Source organism: Empedobacter stercoris, from assembly GCF_020281205.1.
Classification (GTDB): Bacteria; Bacteroidota; Bacteroidia; order Flavobacteriales; family Weeksellaceae; genus Empedobacter; species Empedobacter stercoris.
Genome location: NZ_JACXZC010000041.1, coordinates 1 through 15642, shown reverse-complemented (window position 1 = coordinate 15642; position 15642 = coordinate 1). Strand labels below are relative to the sequence as shown.

Below are 15642 nucleotides of genomic sequence, written 5' to 3'. Positions count from 1 at the left end.
TCCAACTCAAAGATAATTTGAGATCCGAAATTTACGCGCTGTTTTTACGCTTTCTTTTAACGTTTAGGACGCTAATGAATTAATATATAAAAAATATGAAATTTCTTTACGTCAATATGCTTATAATAGAAGTTATAAAGGACAAATTGCGCAAAACTTTAAGTGTGAAACTGTTTCAATCGAGAGAATTAAAAAAGTTAATTATAGAGAAACTGAATTAGTAAAATTATTTACAGAAATTAATCAATGTAAAGGTTCTGAAATTGTATATAATTCGAATTCTAAATCTGAAAAAGTAAATTTTAATTTATGGTTAAGACCTAGATTGAATAATAGTAAAATAATTATTGAAGAATCTTACTATAGAAAAATAGATTTTGATAATTTATCAAATTTTTCAATCGGGATAGAAGGAGAGTTCGTTTTTCCGTTTAATAAGAACAAATGGAGTGCGATAATAGAACCTAGTTATAATTACTATAAGCAAAATTTTGCTAAAGTTGTAGCTAGAGAAGACTACAAAGATACTTCTTCAATAAAATATAGTGTTATAGAAATACCTATTGGTCTTAGACATTATTTTTTTATAAATAGTAAATCAAAATTATTTATTAATGCGCAGTTTATGTTTAGTATAGATTTAGATAATGAACTAAATTTATATAGAGGTGATGAAAAATATAAAACAATGGATATTAATTCTAGAACAAATTTTGTGTTTGGATTAGGGTACAATTTTAATAATAGATTTAATACAGAATTTAGAGTATATACTAATAAAAATATTATGGAAGAGATGCTATGGCGTAGTTCTAAAATGCAAAATATTTCATTTGTATTAGGTTATAATATATTTTAAAATAAAGTATTTTTAAAACCACTCAATTTTTGAGTGGTTTTTTTTATAAATCAACAAAAAGTAATTTTCCTTTTTGGTTAGCAGTATTCTTAAAATGTAAAAAAACATCTTGAATATCATATCTTCTGAAGTGAATGCTCTGTGAAATATCTTCATTTGGAAGTTGATACGTCATCTCAAAATTCAACATACTACCAAAACCAGAACTTTCAACTTTTTCGACCAAAATTCCTAAAGATTCCAATCGTTCAATCAAACGGTTAATTTCCAAATCATTATGTCTCATACTACCTAAACCTACCAATTATAAGGCTTCAAAGCTAAAACATAATCATTTAAAAAAGAAGTTTACACCAATATATTCTATAAATTAAATGAATTCTGAAATAGAATTTTGGCATAAAAAAAGCTGAAAATCATGATTGATTTTCAGCTTCAAAAATTACTTTTTAGCTTTTTGGGTAGTTTTTTCTTCAACTATATCTTCCTCATAAGAATACTTATGTCTCGGACGTTTTACACCATAAGAGCCATTTACAATTTTTCCTCTTCTCGATTTTTTATCGCCTTTTCCCATTACCAAATGTTTTAAAATTAATAAATTCGATTACTTTCCAACCAAGTTAATAATTCTAACTTAGTTGAACAAATGATTGACAATTCTTTCAGATTTCAATTAACTTTGCGACATATTTTGTCGTAGATAAAGTATAATTTTAGAACAAAATAATATGAGTCGAAATACAGATGCCAATAAAAAAGCACATAAAAAAAAATTAGACCAAAAAAAACGAAAAGTACAAGATGCCGAAGCCGAACGTAAAGCTCGACTAAAAGCAATTAATCAACAATTTAACGATAAAACGAAACCAGAAAAGGAAGAGTAATGATGAGAATTCTACATACAGCCGATTGGCATTTGGGTAAAAAATTAGATAGTTTTTCACGTTTAGAAGAACAAATTTTAGTGATGAATGAGATTGTCGAAATTGCAGAGCAAGAACAGGTAGATCTTGTCTTAATTGCAGGTGATTTATTCGATAATTTTAATCCAAGTGTAGAAGCTGTAGAATTATTTTATAAAACGTTAAAAAGACTTTCGAATAATGGAAAACGTCCTGTCGTAGCGATTTCTGGAAATCACGATTCGCCAAATTTAATAGACGCTCCAGATCCTTTGGCACGTGAATGTGGAATTATTTTGATAGGTCATCCCAACGCGAAAGTTCAGGAATTTGAACTAAATGATTTTAAAATTTCTAAATCTATCGAAGGAATGATTGAATTGAAATTAAATAATCATGATTTTCCTGTTCGAATTTTACATACACCTTATGCGAATGAAATTCGTCTGAAACAATATTTGGGTGAAAACAAAGAAGATGCCTTAAATGAAATTTTAGCAATTAATTGGAAAACGATTGCAGACAATCATTGCGATAAAAATGGAGTCAATTTATTGATGGCGCATTTGTATATGAACCAAAAAGATGCTGAAATTTTAGAAGAACCAGAAGGTGAAAAACCAATTAAAATTGGAAATGCAGATATGATTTTTTCTGAAGCAATTCCACCTCAAATTCAATACACAGCTTTAGGACATTTGCATGGTTTCAAAAATATCGGGACAGAAGAAAAACCTGTCATTTACAGTTCTTCGCCATTGTGTTATAGTTTTTCGGAAGCTGGACAAACGAAATATGTCTCGATTATCGAAGCGCAACCAAATGAAAATGTTTCGTATCATCAAATTAAATTAAAAAACGGAAAACCGCTTATTCGTAAAACGTTTGATGAGGTAAATAATGCGGTAGAATGGTTAAACAATCATCAAAATGCGTTGGTAGAATTAACCTTAGAAAGTGATACGTTTCTGAAAGCAGAAGACCGAAAATTGATTTATCAATCCCATAGTGGAATTATTCATTTGATTCCAAAAGTGAAAAATCAAGCCATAGAAACGGTTGAATATAAATTTGCAGATCAAACAAAAGATATAAAAGAATTGTTTGTTGATTATTTTAAATCGAAGAATGGCAACCAAGAACCAAACGACGAAATGAAAGACTTGTTTAATGAAGTTTTGAATAGTTAAATTGAATTTGCTGAAGCTATATTATAATATCAAGAAATCTTATCCTTATCCTTAATCTCAATCTTAAACATAAAAATGATTCCAGTAAAATTAACCATAGAAGGACTTTATTCCTATCAAGAACGTCAAACGATTGATTTTTCTAATTTGACTGAAGCAGGATTATTCGGAATATTCGGGAATGTTGGTTCTGGAAAATCGTCTATTTTAGAGGCGATTATGTATGTGTTGTATGGCGAAACAGAACGTTTAAACTCTAAAGATAAACGCGCATACAATATGATGAACCTGAAATCGAATTTGGCTTATATCGAGTTTGATTTCTATAATTTCGAACAAAAATTATTCAGAGCAACAAGAGAATTCAAACGAAATTCGAAACGTTTTGAAGATGTTAAATCACCGACAGTTGTTTTTTACGAACATAAAGAGGGAGAATGGATTCCTCTAAACCATTCGAAAGCTGAAGAAATAATTGGTTTGAGTTACGAAAATTTTAAACGTACAATTATTATTCCGCAAGGACAATTCAAGGAATTTATCGAATTGGGCGCAAAAGATCGCACTCAAATGATGAAAGAAATTTTTGGTCTTCATCGTTATGATTTACAGGACAAAGTTTCGTCATTAAATGCCAAAAATTTAACGAATCTCAATCAATTAGAAGGAAAATTATCAGGTTTTGAGGAAATTTCGGAAGAAAAAATAAAAGAACTTGAACAAAATTTAATCGAACAAACGAATTTAAACAATCAAGTTCAGGATGAATATCATCATATCAATGAATCGTTTCAACGTCTGAAAGTATTGAAATCTGATTTTGAGAATTTGAAACAAAAGAAATTTGATTTCGAAAAAGTTACTGCTCAAAAAGTTGAAATGGATCAACGTAAAGTTGAAATGGATCATTTTGAATTGATTTTTAATGCTTTTCATCAAGTTTTAGAACGTCAAAATCAAGTTGAAAAACAACTTGTAGAAAAGTCGAATTCTGTCGAAGCGCAACAAAAACAATTGGCTTTAATCGAAAATCAAATTAAAGAAGTTTCAACTCAACTTGATTTAATTAAATCGAATTACGAAGCTTTGCCAACAAAGCGAAAAGAGGAATCGGATTTAGAACTAATTGTTCAGATTTTGGCTTTTTCTCAGGAAATTGAAAAACTAAAAGAAAGAACTGCAAAAGGGTTAAAAGAAGTTGAAGAAGTTCAGCAAAGAGCGCAAAAAATAGAAGAATCAATCAAACTATCCGAAAAAGAATTAAAAACATTTTCGGCAAAAAAAATTGATTCGAAAACATTGATAGAAGTAGAAAATTGGTTTGTTCATCACCAAAATTTAGATCAATCGATAGAAAAACAACACTTAAAAATTGAAAGTCAGCATCAACAAATTAATAGTTTCGAATTTCAGTTAAAAGAACAAAATATAGATATTTCTACGTCCGAAAATTGGTTTAATTCCACTTTTGATCAATTAGAATTAACCAAAAAATCATTAGAAAAACAGAAAAATGACATAGAAGTTCAGCAGAAATTAGCTCATTATGCGCATAATTTGCATGATGGTGAAGCTTGTCCGTTATGTGGAGCTTTGGAACATCCAAATATAGTTGAGGTTGATGATGTAACTTCAAAATTAAGTGCGGTTAATACCAAGTTGTCGCAGTTGGATGATGAGGTGAAAGCATTGCAAAAAAAGCAAAATGAAGTTCAGAAAATTGTAGATCAAAAACAGTTTATTGAAAAGCAAATAGCGCAAGAAAATCAGGTTTTGAATGAGTTGAAAATTCAACAAGAAAAACATTTGAATTTGTTTAATTGGAAAGATTTTGATCCAAAAAATAGAACCTCTTTTGAAGAAAAAAAGAAAGCTGCTATTTTGTTGGAACAAACCATTACAGATAAAAATAATGAACTTGATAAACTTCGTGAATCTTTGGAGAAAGAACGTCAGAATTTGACGAAATATAAACAGTTTTTAGAAAAATTTAGAGTAGAGGAAGCAGAAAAAGCTTCTCAAATAAAACAAAATAAACTGAATTTAAAAGTTTTGAAATTTGATGATTTTCAACAACAATCTAATGAAACTGTTCAACAAGATTTAATTGATTTAAAATCTAAGAACATTAAAGTTGAACATGATTATCAGCAATTTACAGAAAATTTAAACACTTTAAATCTAAAATTAGTTTCTCAAAAAACATCAATTGAATTGATTGATAAACAGATTATTGAATTGAATGAAGAATTAAAACAACATCAACATCAAATTGATAAAGCGTTAGAAGTTCATCAGCTTCAATCGATAGAAGTTGTTAAGCAAGTTTTAAATCAACAGTTGAATGTGGTTCAAATCCGTAAAGAATTAGAAGATTTTAGGATTTTATTTGAAACATTAAGAAGTTCTATCCAAGAATTAGAACAAAAATTAGCTGAAGTTTCTTTTGATGAAATGGTATTTAAAACGCAAGAAGAACAGTTAAATTTAATTACAAAACAGTTGAAGGAAACTGCTGAAATTGTAACTAAAACCAAAACTGAAATTGAACGATTGACAAAATCCTATGCCGAAAAGAAAGATTTATTAATTGAATTAGAGAAGTTGCAGAAGCGTGCTACAAATTTACAAACGATGCGAAATTTGTTTAATTCTGCGGGTTTTGTACAATATGTATCGTCAATTTATTTGAAACAACTGTGTGATAATGCAAATGTTCGTTTTCATCGAATGACCAGAAATCAATTGAGTTTACAGATGAATGACAACAATGATTTTGAGATTATAGATTATTTGAATGAAGGTCGTTCGAGAAGTGTGAAAACACTCTCTGGAGGACAATCTTTTCAAGTTTCATTGAGTTTGGCTTTGGCTTTGGCAGAAAGTGTACAAACGAATGCGAAGTCAGATAAGAATTTCTTTTTTATTGACGAGGGTTTTGGAACACAAGATGCAGACGCTGTAAATATTGTGTTTGAAACGTTGATGAGTCTGCAAAAAGAAAACAGAATTGTTGGAATTATTTCACATGTTGATGAGTTGAAAGATCGAATTCCAGTCGCTTTACAAATTACAAAAGATGAAGAAAAAGGTAGTTTAATAGAAGTTATTTCATAAAGAAAGTCCTCAATAGTTATTGTATTGAGGACTTTTTATTTTATTAACTATCGATTTTGATGGTTTTCAATAATTCGGGTAAAACTGTGTTTGGAAACTCTTGTTGTGCTTCGATTAACAAAGGTTTATAATCATGGTAGCGATTAGAAAAATGGCCTAAAATTAATTTTTTTACATTGGCTTGTTTCGCAATCATTCCAGCTTCTTTTGCCGTTGTATGTCCTGTATATATAGCCAAATTTTTCAATTCGTGTAAGAATGTTGATTCATGATACAACAAGTCTACTTCTTTGATAATAGGAACAATATCAGGCTTATATTTAGTATCAGAACAAAAGGCATAACTCAACGATTTTTGCGCATCGAACGTTAAATAATCATTCGGAATGATTTCTCCAGATTCTAACGTAAAATCCCTACCATTTTTTAAATTTTGATAATCACAAATCTCGATTTCTGAAAATTCTTCAATGGTATCCATATTCAATTTTCGAGGTTTTGGCTTTTCTCGAAAAAGATATCCATTCGTGTAAACACGGTGATTAAGAGGAATTGAAAAAACTTCGACTTTATCATCTTCAAATACCAAAACAGATTCTTTTGTATGTAATTCATTAAAAATAATTTCGAAAGAATTGTTAGACTCTGTTAAGCGTAATTGTGTGGTAATAAATTCTTCGATTCCTTTTGGACCATGAATATGCAAGGGCATATCGCGACCAAGTAATTGAAGTGTAGAAATTAATCCGATCAAACCAAAAACATGATCGCCATGCAAATGCGATATAAAAATGTGATTAATTCGGTTAAATTTAGCTTTTGCTTTTCGCAACTGAACTTGAGTTCCTTCTCCACAATCAATTAAAAAATAGCGTTCTGCAATATTTAATAATTGAGCGGTAGGATGCGTATAAGCAGTTGGTAACGCCGAATTAAATCCTAATATAGTTAGTTGTAAACTCAATTTACGTTTAGATTAGTTAAAAAATTGTTTAATTTTCCGATGGCTTTTCCTCTATGACTAATTGCGTTTTTTTCTTCAGGAGTCATTTGAGCAAATGATTTTGAAAAACCATCTGGAATAAAAATAGGATCGTAACCAAAACCATTGTTACCCATAATTTCGGTTGCAATTGTTCCATTTACACGACCTTCGAAAAAATATTCCTTTCCATTCAAAATTAAACAGAAAATAGAAATAAAGTAAGCTTTTCGGTTTGTTTTTCCATCTAATTCTTTCAAAGCTTTTGCAATATTATCTTCATCTTTTCCAGTTCCAGCATATCGAGCTGAATAAACTCCAGGTGCTCCGTCCAAAGCCTCGATAACCAATCCTGAATCATCTGCAAAAACATTTTTTCCTGTTTTATTAAAGATAGTTTTAGCTTTTAGCAAGGCATTTTCTTCAAAAGTTTCACCAGTTTCTTCGATTTCTTCAAAGAAATCAATCGCTGTCAAAGATTTCATCGACAAGTAAGAGGGTAACATTTTAGTAACTTCTTTTACTTTATTGTTGTTATGTGTGGCAAAAATTAATTCCATTTTATATTGTTTTTTGTTCTGTTTGTTTCATTAATAAAAACACCGATAAAATTCCAATCAGTGTCATTCCACCAATTAATAAATAATCTCTATGCGCAAAAACTTCGCCTTCCATATCGCCTTGTATCAGCATCAACGAATAGGAAAGAGTATTATTTAGGAAATGCAATAGAATGGGTAAAAACAATGATTTTGTACGATGGTAAACAATGCCAAAAATGATTCCTAAAAGCCCTGCACCAATAAATTGCCATGGATTCATATGAGCCATTCCAAAGACAAAACCGTTTATTAAAATTGCAATTGTTGGATTGACCTTATAATTTAGCATTCCTTTCAGAATAATTCCTCTAAAAATAATTTCTTCGAAAATTGGTGCAAAAAGACATACCATAATAAATCCTGCGATTTTATAATCTAACATCATTTCGAAAGAACTTTGAAAGATTTTATAAATATCTTCTAAAGGACCAGTTGTAGGAATTAAACCTGTGAAAACTTCGGCTAAAGGCAAAAGAAATAGCCAACAAGCAATAGAGAGAATAAGTTGAATGGCGGTAAAAGGATGTTTAATAGCTTGTAAAATTGTCGTAAACTTTGTTTGCGTTAGCATCAATAAAATAACAATTGCAGATACTGTTCCAGTCAAAAAGCCTAATGGTAAAAGAACGTGATTAAGTGGTTGGTAAAAGATTGCAGGAATAGAGATAATTCCACCAGCAAATTGCATTATAATTACTGCGACGGCACTATATAAAATTGCTTTTCCGATTCCAAAATTCAATTTGTTTTCATTTTTTTGAACTATTTCTTCAAAAGGAGATGTCTTATTCATGGTGATAAGGTTTACCTTGCAAGATACTAAATCCGCGATAAATTTGTTCTGTTAAAAATAAGCGAACCATTTGATGCGTAAATGTCATATTGGATAAAGACATTTTCTTGTTTCCGCGGTTGTAAACAGATTCATCGAAACCATAAGGACCACCAATCACAAAGACTAAATTTTTGACCGCTTGATTCATATAATTTTGAATATCATCTGCAAATTGCCTCGAAGTTGGTTGTTTTCCTTTTTCATCTAAAATAATAACAAAGTCTGTATTTACGATTTTGCTCAAAATTTGTTCAGCTTCTTTTTGTTTTTGTTGAATTTCGGACAAATTTTTACGATTTTTGATGTCAGGAATTTCAATTCTTTGATAATTAATATGCGAAGGCAATCGATTTTCATACTTTTGTAATAGCATTTCGATGGCTTTTTCGTCTGTTTTACCGATACAAATGGTCGTAATATTCATTCAAAATTATTTATTGAGACAAAAATATGCGCATTCTACAAGATTTTAAAACATATACAGGAATAAATTATTTTCGAGATTGGTCGAAAACAAAATTGATGAACAAAAATACAAGCATCACGGTATATGATTTCTTGAGAGTTTTTTGGATTCGCGTCATGAAAGGGAATTTTCCGTTGCGTTCGGCAGCCGTTTCGTGGATCTTATTTTTTTAGTATGTTTCCATTTCTACTTTTTTTGTTTAGTGTATTACCTCATTTGACTTATTATGGCGATATAAAAGAATTACTTTTTACACAATTTTTACCGCAAATTTTACCCAAACACGTGAGTAATGAAGTGATTTCGTATATCGATAAAACGACAGCTTTACAAGGCAAACGAAAAGTAAATTATCTGTTGATTTTGATTACAATTTTTATGTCATCTAACGGAATACAAGGAATTATTAATGGATTTAATGTATCGTATCAAGATGTCTATGTCAAACGAAAAAATTCAAAATCGAGAGTTATTTCGATTATATTGACATTGTTTTTTACTGTATTTATAGTCTTACAAGTTTTTTTATCTTACTCAACATCTATTATTTGGAAGTATTTAACAAACGTTTCTTTTTTGAGTAAACTTGGTCAGTTTTCTTATCTTATCAATTATTTTTCCGTATTTATTTTCTATTTTGTCTCGATGTGTATGTTGTACTATTTTGGTCCAAACCATAAAAAGTCAAGAAGTACAGTATTGCCAGGTGCATTGTTAACATCAGTCTTGTTCTTGTTAACTGTAATAGGTTTTAATTCGTACTTAAGTTATTTTACCAATATTGATTTGCTTTATGGATCACTTGGATTAGTAATGATTATGATGATTTTTGTTTACATCAATGTGATTTTGATGTTAGTTGGTTACGAATTGAATATGTCGATTAATTATACCAAAAACTATGAAGATATCCATCATATTGACAGTAATCGTTTTATTAATTTGGATAAATCTTAATGCTCATTTAATTTGTGTCCGCACGTTTTGCAATAGACCGATCCATCAAGATGATAATCATCTCCACAATTTCTACAACGCTCCGTATTATTGGGAATATCGTCTTTGGTTTTTGATGCTTTGTTCATTTCCATTGTCACGATACTTGTAGGAACAGCAATAACACCATAACCTATAATCATAACAACAGAAGCTAAAAATTGACCTAATCCAGTAACTGGAGAAATATCGCCATAACCAACTGTTGTTAAGGTGACGATTGCCCAATAAATACTAATCGGAATACTTGTAAAACCAGATTCGGGATGATCATGCTCAACCATATACATAATTGAACCAATAACCACAACTATCAAAAGGACAAAAGATAAAAAAACGATGATTTTATCTTTACTTTCTTTTAAACCAAGAACCAATACATTTCTTCCTCGAGTAAATCGAGTTAGATTAAAAATTCTGAAAATACGTAGTAAACGTAAAATTCGGATACTCGCCAAATATTTGCTTGTTGGTAGGAATAATCCCAGATAAAATGGTAAAATAGATAATAAATCAATGACTCCATAAAAACTAAAAATGTATCGCCAACGATTTTTTACGCAATAAATTCGCAATAAATATTCAAGTGTAAATAAACAAGTTAAAATCCATTCGAGTGTAATTAAAACCGTATGATGTCTTGCATTAATAGCTGGAATAGATTCTAACATTACCAAACCAACACTCGTTAAGATTAAAAATAATAAAGAAATGTCGAAAAGTTTACCATAAGGTGTATCGGCTTCAAAAATTATATCGAAGATTTTTTGTTTCAATTTTTTTTCTTCATCCGCACCCATTTTTTTGAGGTAAGGAAATCGACCTTTGAACATTGGTTTATATTTTGGAATGAGCTAAATTAGGGAAAAAAATAGTATGAATATTCTCTTAACTGGTGGAAGTGGTTTAATTGGTTCAGAATTAGCGAAAATTTTAATTGAGAAAGGACATCAAGTACGGATTTTAACAAGAGAGAAAAATGTTGAGCATCCTTTTTATCATTGGGATAAAAATAAAATTGATGAAAAGGTTTTTGATAATTTAGACGGAATTATTCATTTGGCTGGATGTTTAATCGCTAAAAGGTGGACAAAAAGGTATAAAGAAGAAATTTTATCAAGTAGAGTTGATACAGCAAATTTACTTTTTGAGTATGTGAATAAACTTGATGTTAATCTAAAATTTTTCATTTCAGCTTCAGGAAGTGCTTATTATGGACAAATTACTTCAGACAAAATTTTTAAAGAATCAGATGAACCAAATACCGATTTTTTAGCAAAAGTTTGTGTAGCATGGGAAAATGCGGCTTACCAATTTGAGGAAATAGGAGCGAGAGTGGTTTGTTTAAGAACAGCTTTGGTTTTGGCAAAAAATGGAGAAGGTTTCAAACTATTGAAAAAACCAATTCAATTAGGTGTAGGCGCTAATCTTGGTGATGGAAAGCAATGGATGCCTTGGATACATATCGAAGATTTGTTGCAGATTTATGCTCAAGCAGTAGAGAATGAAAATATAAAAGGAAGTTTTAATGCATCTGCACCAGAACATAGCGATCATTCAACTTTCAATCGTACGTTAGCTAAAAAACTAAATAAACCATTTTTTCTTCCAAATATTCCAGGTTTTGTGATGAGATTAACATTAGGAGAAATGAGTGATTTGGTTTTAAAAGGTTCGCGAATTGATGCAAACAAAATAGAAGAAACAGGGTTTACATTTCAATTTCCTACGTTGGAGAAAGCTTTTAAAGATTTAGTGTAAAGTTGTTAAAAATTTTAAAGAAATTAAACCATATAATATGTTGTAAAATGTATTTTTGTAATCTTAAATAATCCTCATGAAAATTATATTTACTTTATTTTTTCTACTACTTACAATCTTTTCTAACGCTCAAAATAAAGAGTTCAAATTAGGGAAAATTTCTCAGCAAGAAATAGCGTTTAATCAGGTGCCGTTCGAAAAAGATGCAGATGCTGTTATCCTTTCCGAAGAAGGAAAAATGGATTTGATACAATCTAATTATTATTTGACTGTAAAGCGTAGAATAAAAATCCTTACCGAAAAAGGCGTTGATCAAGCCAATATACAATTGAATTATTATAGTAAAAATAAACAAGAATCTATTACAGGAATCAAAGGAAATACTATAAATATTTCAGATGGAATAGAGCAGGTAATACCAATTGATGAGAAAGAAATTTTTGACATTTCTTTGAATGAATTGTATTCTGCAAAACGATTTACGTTTCCAAATGTAAAAGTTGGTTCTATTATCGAGTACACTTATGTAAAAGGAAGCGAACATAATTTTTCTATCGACGCATGGAATTTCCAACATGATATTCCTACACTTTCAAGTAAATTCAGATTGATTAATAAAGCTTATAGCGCTTATTCAATTATTACAATTGGAGATGCTTTAAATGAAAAATATAAAAATAAATCAAGTTCATCTGAATGGAGTTTGAATAATATTCAGAGTTATAATCAATTAAAATACGTTTATAATCCTGAGGATCAAAGTGAACGTATTAAACTTCAGGCAGATAATTATCATACAGATGGAGCTAAAAAAACAACATTGAATGCTTGGCAAGACTTGATTCAAGATATTAATTCACAGTACGAAAACTACAGAAATCCATCTGCAATTAGAGAAATTGCCCAAAAAATTCCTAATGGAAAAGATGAAGTCGAAACTTTGCGAAATGTGATCGAATATATTGATACTAATGTAAAATGGAACAGATTTTATGGAATAATTCCATCTCGTTCCAATAGAACATTATTGAAGGAGAAAGCAGGTTCTACCGCGGATATGAATTTATTATTAAACGAAATTTTAACGGCAAAAGGTTTCGAAACATCATTGGTTTTGTTCAGTTCTCGTCATCATGGACAAATTTTATTTTCTTATCCATTTGTTAATCAATTTAATTCTGTTGTGACAGTTGTGAAATTGAATAACGGAACTGCAAATGTTATTTTAGATGCGTCAAAATTAAATAAAGAGCAAATCGAATATGGTCCATTAGATGTGTTTAATTATCATGGTGTTGTAATTAAAAAAGGTGAGCCTTCATTTGTGAAATTAAATCAGAAATTGTCTTATTATGAATCTTCGATAAAATATGATTTCTTGAACAATGGAAATTTAGTTTTGTATAGAAAAGATAAATTTAATGGATATTTTTATGATGAAAATGCCGAAGAAAAGAATGTATTGAATCGATTTCTAACAGAATCTTTAGAAATGCGTTTAGATGAAGAATCAAGTGATAAATTGATTTTTGAGACCGATTCCTATGTCAAATCATATAAATCTAAAACTAAAACTCCAAATGCTGCATTTTATACATTTATTAATCCTTTGCGCGAGTTTTTGAAACAATATACTTTTGAAGATACAAATCGTCAACGCAAAATAGAATTTAATTACCCGTATTTATTTAACATCCAGGTTAAGTCTAAAATACCAGCAGGTTACGAAGTTGTGATTGATGAAAATTACAAAACTCATCATAAAATAGAACTTAATTTAGAATATTATCAAGAGGCAAAAATAAAAGACGGACAGTTGATTATAGCCATTCAATTTTTGTTACCAGAAGGTGTATACGAAGCAGAAAAATACAACGAGTTAAATCAATTTTTTGAGAAAGTAAAAACAGCATCTCTAAAAGAAATTTTAATGAAAAAGAACTAACTAAATAGCACTGAGATTTCAGTGCTATTTTTTGTATATTTAATCAATTAACACGATGTATGAATAATAAAATTTATTTTGTTTTAAGTTTTTTGCTTTGTCAATTTGCTTTTTCTCAATCAACTAAATTAGAATTTGGTAAAATATCAGAAGAAGAATATAATTATAACATTGTCCCGTTTGAACAAGATGCATCTGCAGTGACCCTTTCAGAATATGGAGAATTGCAATTAAAAAATTATGGATATGTGCTCAAACAACATGTTCGTAAAAAGATTTTAAAACAAGATGCTATTGAAGGAAATATGTTAAAATTCAGCTTTAATCCAACGAACAAATATAATCGTGTAAAAATAAATAAAGTACAGGTTTATAATAAAATAGGAGGTGAGGTTGTAGTGTCAAAGTTGGATCAGAAAGATATTATACAAGAAACAATTGATGAAAATACAATTCAACTGATTTATGCGATTCCAAATGTAAAAGTAGGATCAATTATAGAGTATGAAACTGAAGTAACCCGTACAGCTAATCTATATGCAACGCCATGGAATTTCCAAAACGATTATCCAATATTGAAATCAAAATTAGATGTTCGGATACACACAGATTTTGATAATCGAATTTTTTTAATTGGGCAAAAGTTGAATGAAAAATATGGGAACCGAAAAGGGAATAAATCATGGGAAATAGAGAATGTAGCAAGTGTAAAAAAGTTTGATAAAATATACAATGTTAATGATTTTAAAGAAACAATCGGTTTTCAATATTCAGCTGAACAAGATTGGCATGGAACGATTTTTTCTTCTTCGAACTGGCTTTCATTACGATCAGTTTTTGCTAAAAATATAGCAACGAATACAAGAAATGTTGACTTTAATGAAATCGCTATTAAAATTAATAATGGAAATTCGCAATTAGAAACGTATAAAAATGTAATAGATTACGTTAAGCAGAATTTTAAGCTTATAGAAACGAATTATGTGGATAAAATGTCGAATTTTAAAACTGGTTTATTAGGAACTAAAACTGGAAGTAATTTGGATTTCGTTGTTCTCGTTAATCGATTATTGAAATCAAAAGGTTTAGAATCGCATTTGGTTATTAATAGCTTTAGAAACAGAGGAAGGTTAATTATGGATTTTCCTATTGTTTCGAGAATTTCTAATATTCAAACAATGACAATTGTAGATAATCAAGTTTATCTTTTTGATGAAAATATATTGAAAATAACGGATGATAGTTACAAAGAAAAAGTCGTTTTTCCATATTCAGAATATTATAATCAACTTGTTTTGAAGCTTGAAACCAGTACAAATGAATTTCTAAATATTCAACCTCCCTTGTCTGAAAGTTATTTGATAAATGAATTAGAGTTTAAAGGAGATGAGGTTAAAATGAAATCTTTAAATAAATTCAAAGGTTATTTTAACAAAGAAAATCAAAAGAATTATGATTTTCCAATGTTCAATGAGCTAACATATTCTTCAGAGGATTTGAATAATCAAGGTAATTACAGCTCGATAAATAAAATTTTTGTGAATAAAGGAAAAATGGTCAACTATTTTGGATTTGAATTTCCGTTTAATGATGCGCTTAATTTTTTAAATATTGAAAAAGAAAGAAAATACCAAGTTGAATTAGATTTTCCGTTTCAAAAAGTTGTTCAATTCAAATCTAAAATTCCAAAAGATTTTGTTTTAAAATATGATAAATTTAATCACGAAATTAAAGCCATTGGAAATAAATTACAATACAAACAACAGATAGAAGTTGTGAATAATGAGTTTGTAATTACCTATATTCTATTGATTAATCAATCAATTATAAGCAGTAAGGAACTAAAAGAATATTCGGAATTTTTAACTAAAATAGCGGAAAGGAATAAAGATATTGTCATTTTAATGAATGTAACGTCCTGAAAAAATGATACAGGATTAGACTAATAAAACTTTATTTTAAACAGTACATATATTCGTATTTG

General features: G+C 29.3%; 16 protein-coding genes. 9 read left to right on the top strand and 7 right to left on the bottom strand.

Going from position 1 to position 15642, the window contains the following annotated elements; all coding sequences use genetic code 11:
- The first annotated feature begins 325 nt into the window (after positions 1-325).
- Entirely contained in the window at positions 326-859 is a 534-nt protein-coding gene (locus IF125_RS13530; RefSeq protein WP_225542841.1) for an outer membrane beta-barrel protein, read from the top strand.
- 43 nt (positions 860-902) lie between these two features.
- Here the strand turns inward: IF125_RS13530 and IF125_RS13525 are convergent, their stop codons facing one another.
- Positions 903-1145, bottom strand: coding sequence for a hypothetical protein (locus IF125_RS13525; protein WP_171623713.1), 243 nt, complete (start codon positions 1143-1145; stop codon positions 903-905).
- Positions 1146-1301: 156 nt separating this feature from the next.
- Positions 1302-1436 carry a 30S ribosomal protein THX gene (locus IF125_RS13520; RefSeq protein WP_171623714.1) on the bottom strand — a complete coding sequence of 45 codons (135 nt, stop codon included), beginning with the start codon at positions 1434-1436 and terminating at the stop codon, positions 1302-1304.
- A 154-nt stretch (positions 1437-1590) separates the two neighbouring features.
- Between IF125_RS13520 and IF125_RS13515 the strand changes: the two genes are divergently transcribed.
- The 3 genes from IF125_RS13515 (at position 1591) to IF125_RS13505 (ending at position 6071) form a co-directional block, all read left to right on the top strand.
- Positions 1591-1746 carry a hypothetical protein gene (locus IF125_RS13515; RefSeq protein WP_188319036.1) on the top strand — a complete coding sequence of 52 codons (156 nt, stop codon included), beginning with the start codon at positions 1591-1593 and terminating at the stop codon, positions 1744-1746.
- Between the two features lie 2 nt (positions 1747-1748).
- Positions 1749-2954: a metallophosphoesterase family protein gene (locus tag IF125_RS13510; RefSeq protein ID WP_225542842.1), complete on the top strand. Its 1206-nt coding sequence runs from the start codon at positions 1749-1751 to the stop codon at positions 2952-2954.
- Positions 2955-3029: 75 nt separating this feature from the next.
- Complete coding sequence (locus tag IF125_RS13505) at positions 3030-6071, top strand: AAA family ATPase (RefSeq protein WP_225542840.1); 3042 nt, start codon at positions 3030-3032, stop codon at positions 6069-6071.
- Between the two features lie 43 nt (positions 6072-6114).
- Here the strand turns inward: IF125_RS13505 and IF125_RS13500 are convergent, their stop codons facing one another.
- Genes IF125_RS13500 through rlmH form a run of 4 tightly spaced genes read right to left on the bottom strand, consistent with a single transcriptional unit; the run spans position 6115 to position 8914 of the window.
- A complete protein-coding gene (locus tag IF125_RS13500; protein WP_225542839.1) occupies positions 6115-7035 on the bottom strand; it encodes a ribonuclease Z in 921 nt (306 codons plus the stop codon).
- Positions 7032-7613 carry an RdgB/HAM1 family non-canonical purine NTP pyrophosphatase gene (gene rdgB, locus IF125_RS13495; RefSeq protein ID WP_225542838.1) on the bottom strand — a complete coding sequence of 194 codons (582 nt, stop codon included), beginning with the start codon at positions 7611-7613 and terminating at the stop codon, positions 7032-7034. The genes IF125_RS13500 and rdgB overlap by 4 nt, the downstream gene beginning before the upstream one ends.
- 1 nt (position 7614) lies before the next feature.
- A complete protein-coding gene (locus IF125_RS13490) occupies positions 7615-8448 on the bottom strand; it encodes a CPBP family intramembrane glutamic endopeptidase (RefSeq protein WP_171623719.1) in 834 nt (277 codons plus the stop codon).
- Entirely contained in the window at positions 8441-8914 is a 474-nt protein-coding gene (gene rlmH / locus IF125_RS13485; RefSeq protein ID WP_171623720.1) for a 23S rRNA (pseudouridine(1915)-N(3))-methyltransferase RlmH, read from the bottom strand. Before rlmH ends, IF125_RS13490 begins: the two co-directional genes overlap by 8 nt.
- A gap of 26 nt (positions 8915-8940) precedes the next feature.
- Here rlmH and IF125_RS13480 point away from each other — a divergent pair, with 26 nt between their 5' ends.
- Both IF125_RS13480 and IF125_RS13475 read left to right on the top strand, forming a co-directional pair.
- The gene (locus IF125_RS13480; protein ID WP_225542837.1) at positions 8941-9129 is read left to right on the top strand and encodes a hypothetical protein; all 189 of its coding nucleotides are present in this window, start codon (positions 8941-8943) and stop codon (positions 9127-9129) included.
- Between the two features lies 1 nt (position 9130).
- Positions 9131-9913 (top strand): YihY/virulence factor BrkB family protein, encoded by a 783-nt coding sequence (locus IF125_RS13475; RefSeq protein WP_225542836.1) that lies wholly within the window; start codon positions 9131-9133, stop codon positions 9911-9913.
- Here IF125_RS13475 and IF125_RS13470 read toward each other — a convergent pair.
- On the bottom strand, positions 9910-10785 hold the full coding sequence (locus tag IF125_RS13470) for an ion transporter (RefSeq protein WP_225542835.1): 876 nt from the start codon (positions 10783-10785) through the stop codon (positions 9910-9912). The two genes, IF125_RS13475 and IF125_RS13470, sit on opposite strands and share 4 nt — an antisense overlap.
- Positions 10786-10828: 43 nt before the next feature.
- Between IF125_RS13470 and IF125_RS13465 the strand changes: the two genes are divergently transcribed.
- From IF125_RS13465 to IF125_RS13455, 3 genes are all read left to right on the top strand, one after another.
- Positions 10829-11713 (top strand): TIGR01777 family oxidoreductase, encoded by an 885-nt coding sequence (locus tag IF125_RS13465; RefSeq protein WP_225542834.1) that lies wholly within the window; start codon positions 10829-10831, stop codon positions 11711-11713.
- A gap of 76 nt (positions 11714-11789) precedes the next feature.
- The gene (locus IF125_RS13460) at positions 11790-13658 is read left to right on the top strand and encodes a DUF3857 domain-containing protein (protein WP_225542833.1); all 1869 of its coding nucleotides are present in this window, start codon (positions 11790-11792) and stop codon (positions 13656-13658) included.
- Positions 13659-13717: 59 nt separating this feature from the next.
- On the top strand, positions 13718-15580 hold the full coding sequence (locus tag IF125_RS13455) for a DUF3857 domain-containing protein (RefSeq protein WP_225542832.1): 1863 nt from the start codon (positions 13718-13720) through the stop codon (positions 15578-15580).
- The last annotated feature ends 62 nt before the right edge of the window (positions 15581-15642 follow it).

Excerpts from the sequence above, each read along its gene's own strand:
- IF125_RS13525 (WP_171623713.1), bottom strand. The coding sequence starts at position 1,145 with ATGAGACATAATGATTTGGAAATTAACCGTTTGATTGAACGATTGGAA.
- IF125_RS13520 (WP_171623714.1), bottom strand. The coding sequence starts at position 1,436 with ATGGGAAAAGGCGATAAAAAATCGAGAAGAGGAAAAATTGTAAATGGC.
- IF125_RS13515 (WP_188319036.1), top strand. The coding sequence starts at position 1,591 with ATGAGTCGAAATACAGATGCCAATAAAAAAGCACATAAAAAAAAATTA.
- IF125_RS13510 (WP_225542842.1), top strand. The coding sequence starts at position 1,749 with ATGAGAATTCTACATACAGCCGATTGGCATTTGGGTAAAAAATTAGAT.
- IF125_RS13505 (WP_225542840.1), top strand. The coding sequence starts at position 3,030 with ATGATTCCAGTAAAATTAACCATAGAAGGACTTTATTCCTATCAAGAA.
- rdgB (WP_225542838.1), bottom strand. The coding sequence starts at position 7,613 with ATGGAATTAATTTTTGCCACACATAACAACAATAAAGTAAAAGAAGTT.
- IF125_RS13490 (WP_171623719.1), bottom strand. The coding sequence starts at position 8,448 with ATGAATAAGACATCTCCTTTTGAAGAAATAGTTCAAAAAAATGAAAAC.
- rlmH (WP_171623720.1), bottom strand. The coding sequence starts at position 8,914 with ATGAATATTACGACCATTTGTATCGGTAAAACAGACGAAAAAGCCATC.
- IF125_RS13480 (WP_225542837.1), top strand. The coding sequence starts at position 8,941 with ATGCGCATTCTACAAGATTTTAAAACATATACAGGAATAAATTATTTT.
- IF125_RS13475 (WP_225542836.1), top strand. The coding sequence starts at position 9,131 with ATGTTTCCATTTCTACTTTTTTTGTTTAGTGTATTACCTCATTTGACT.
- IF125_RS13470 (WP_225542835.1), bottom strand. The coding sequence starts at position 10,785 with ATGTTCAAAGGTCGATTTCCTTACCTCAAAAAAATGGGTGCGGATGAA.
- IF125_RS13465 (WP_225542834.1), top strand. The coding sequence starts at position 10,829 with ATGAATATTCTCTTAACTGGTGGAAGTGGTTTAATTGGTTCAGAATTA.
- IF125_RS13460 (WP_225542833.1), top strand. The coding sequence starts at position 11,790 with ATGAAAATTATATTTACTTTATTTTTTCTACTACTTACAATCTTTTCT.
- IF125_RS13455 (WP_225542832.1), top strand. The coding sequence starts at position 13,718 with ATGAATAATAAAATTTATTTTGTTTTAAGTTTTTTGCTTTGTCAATTT.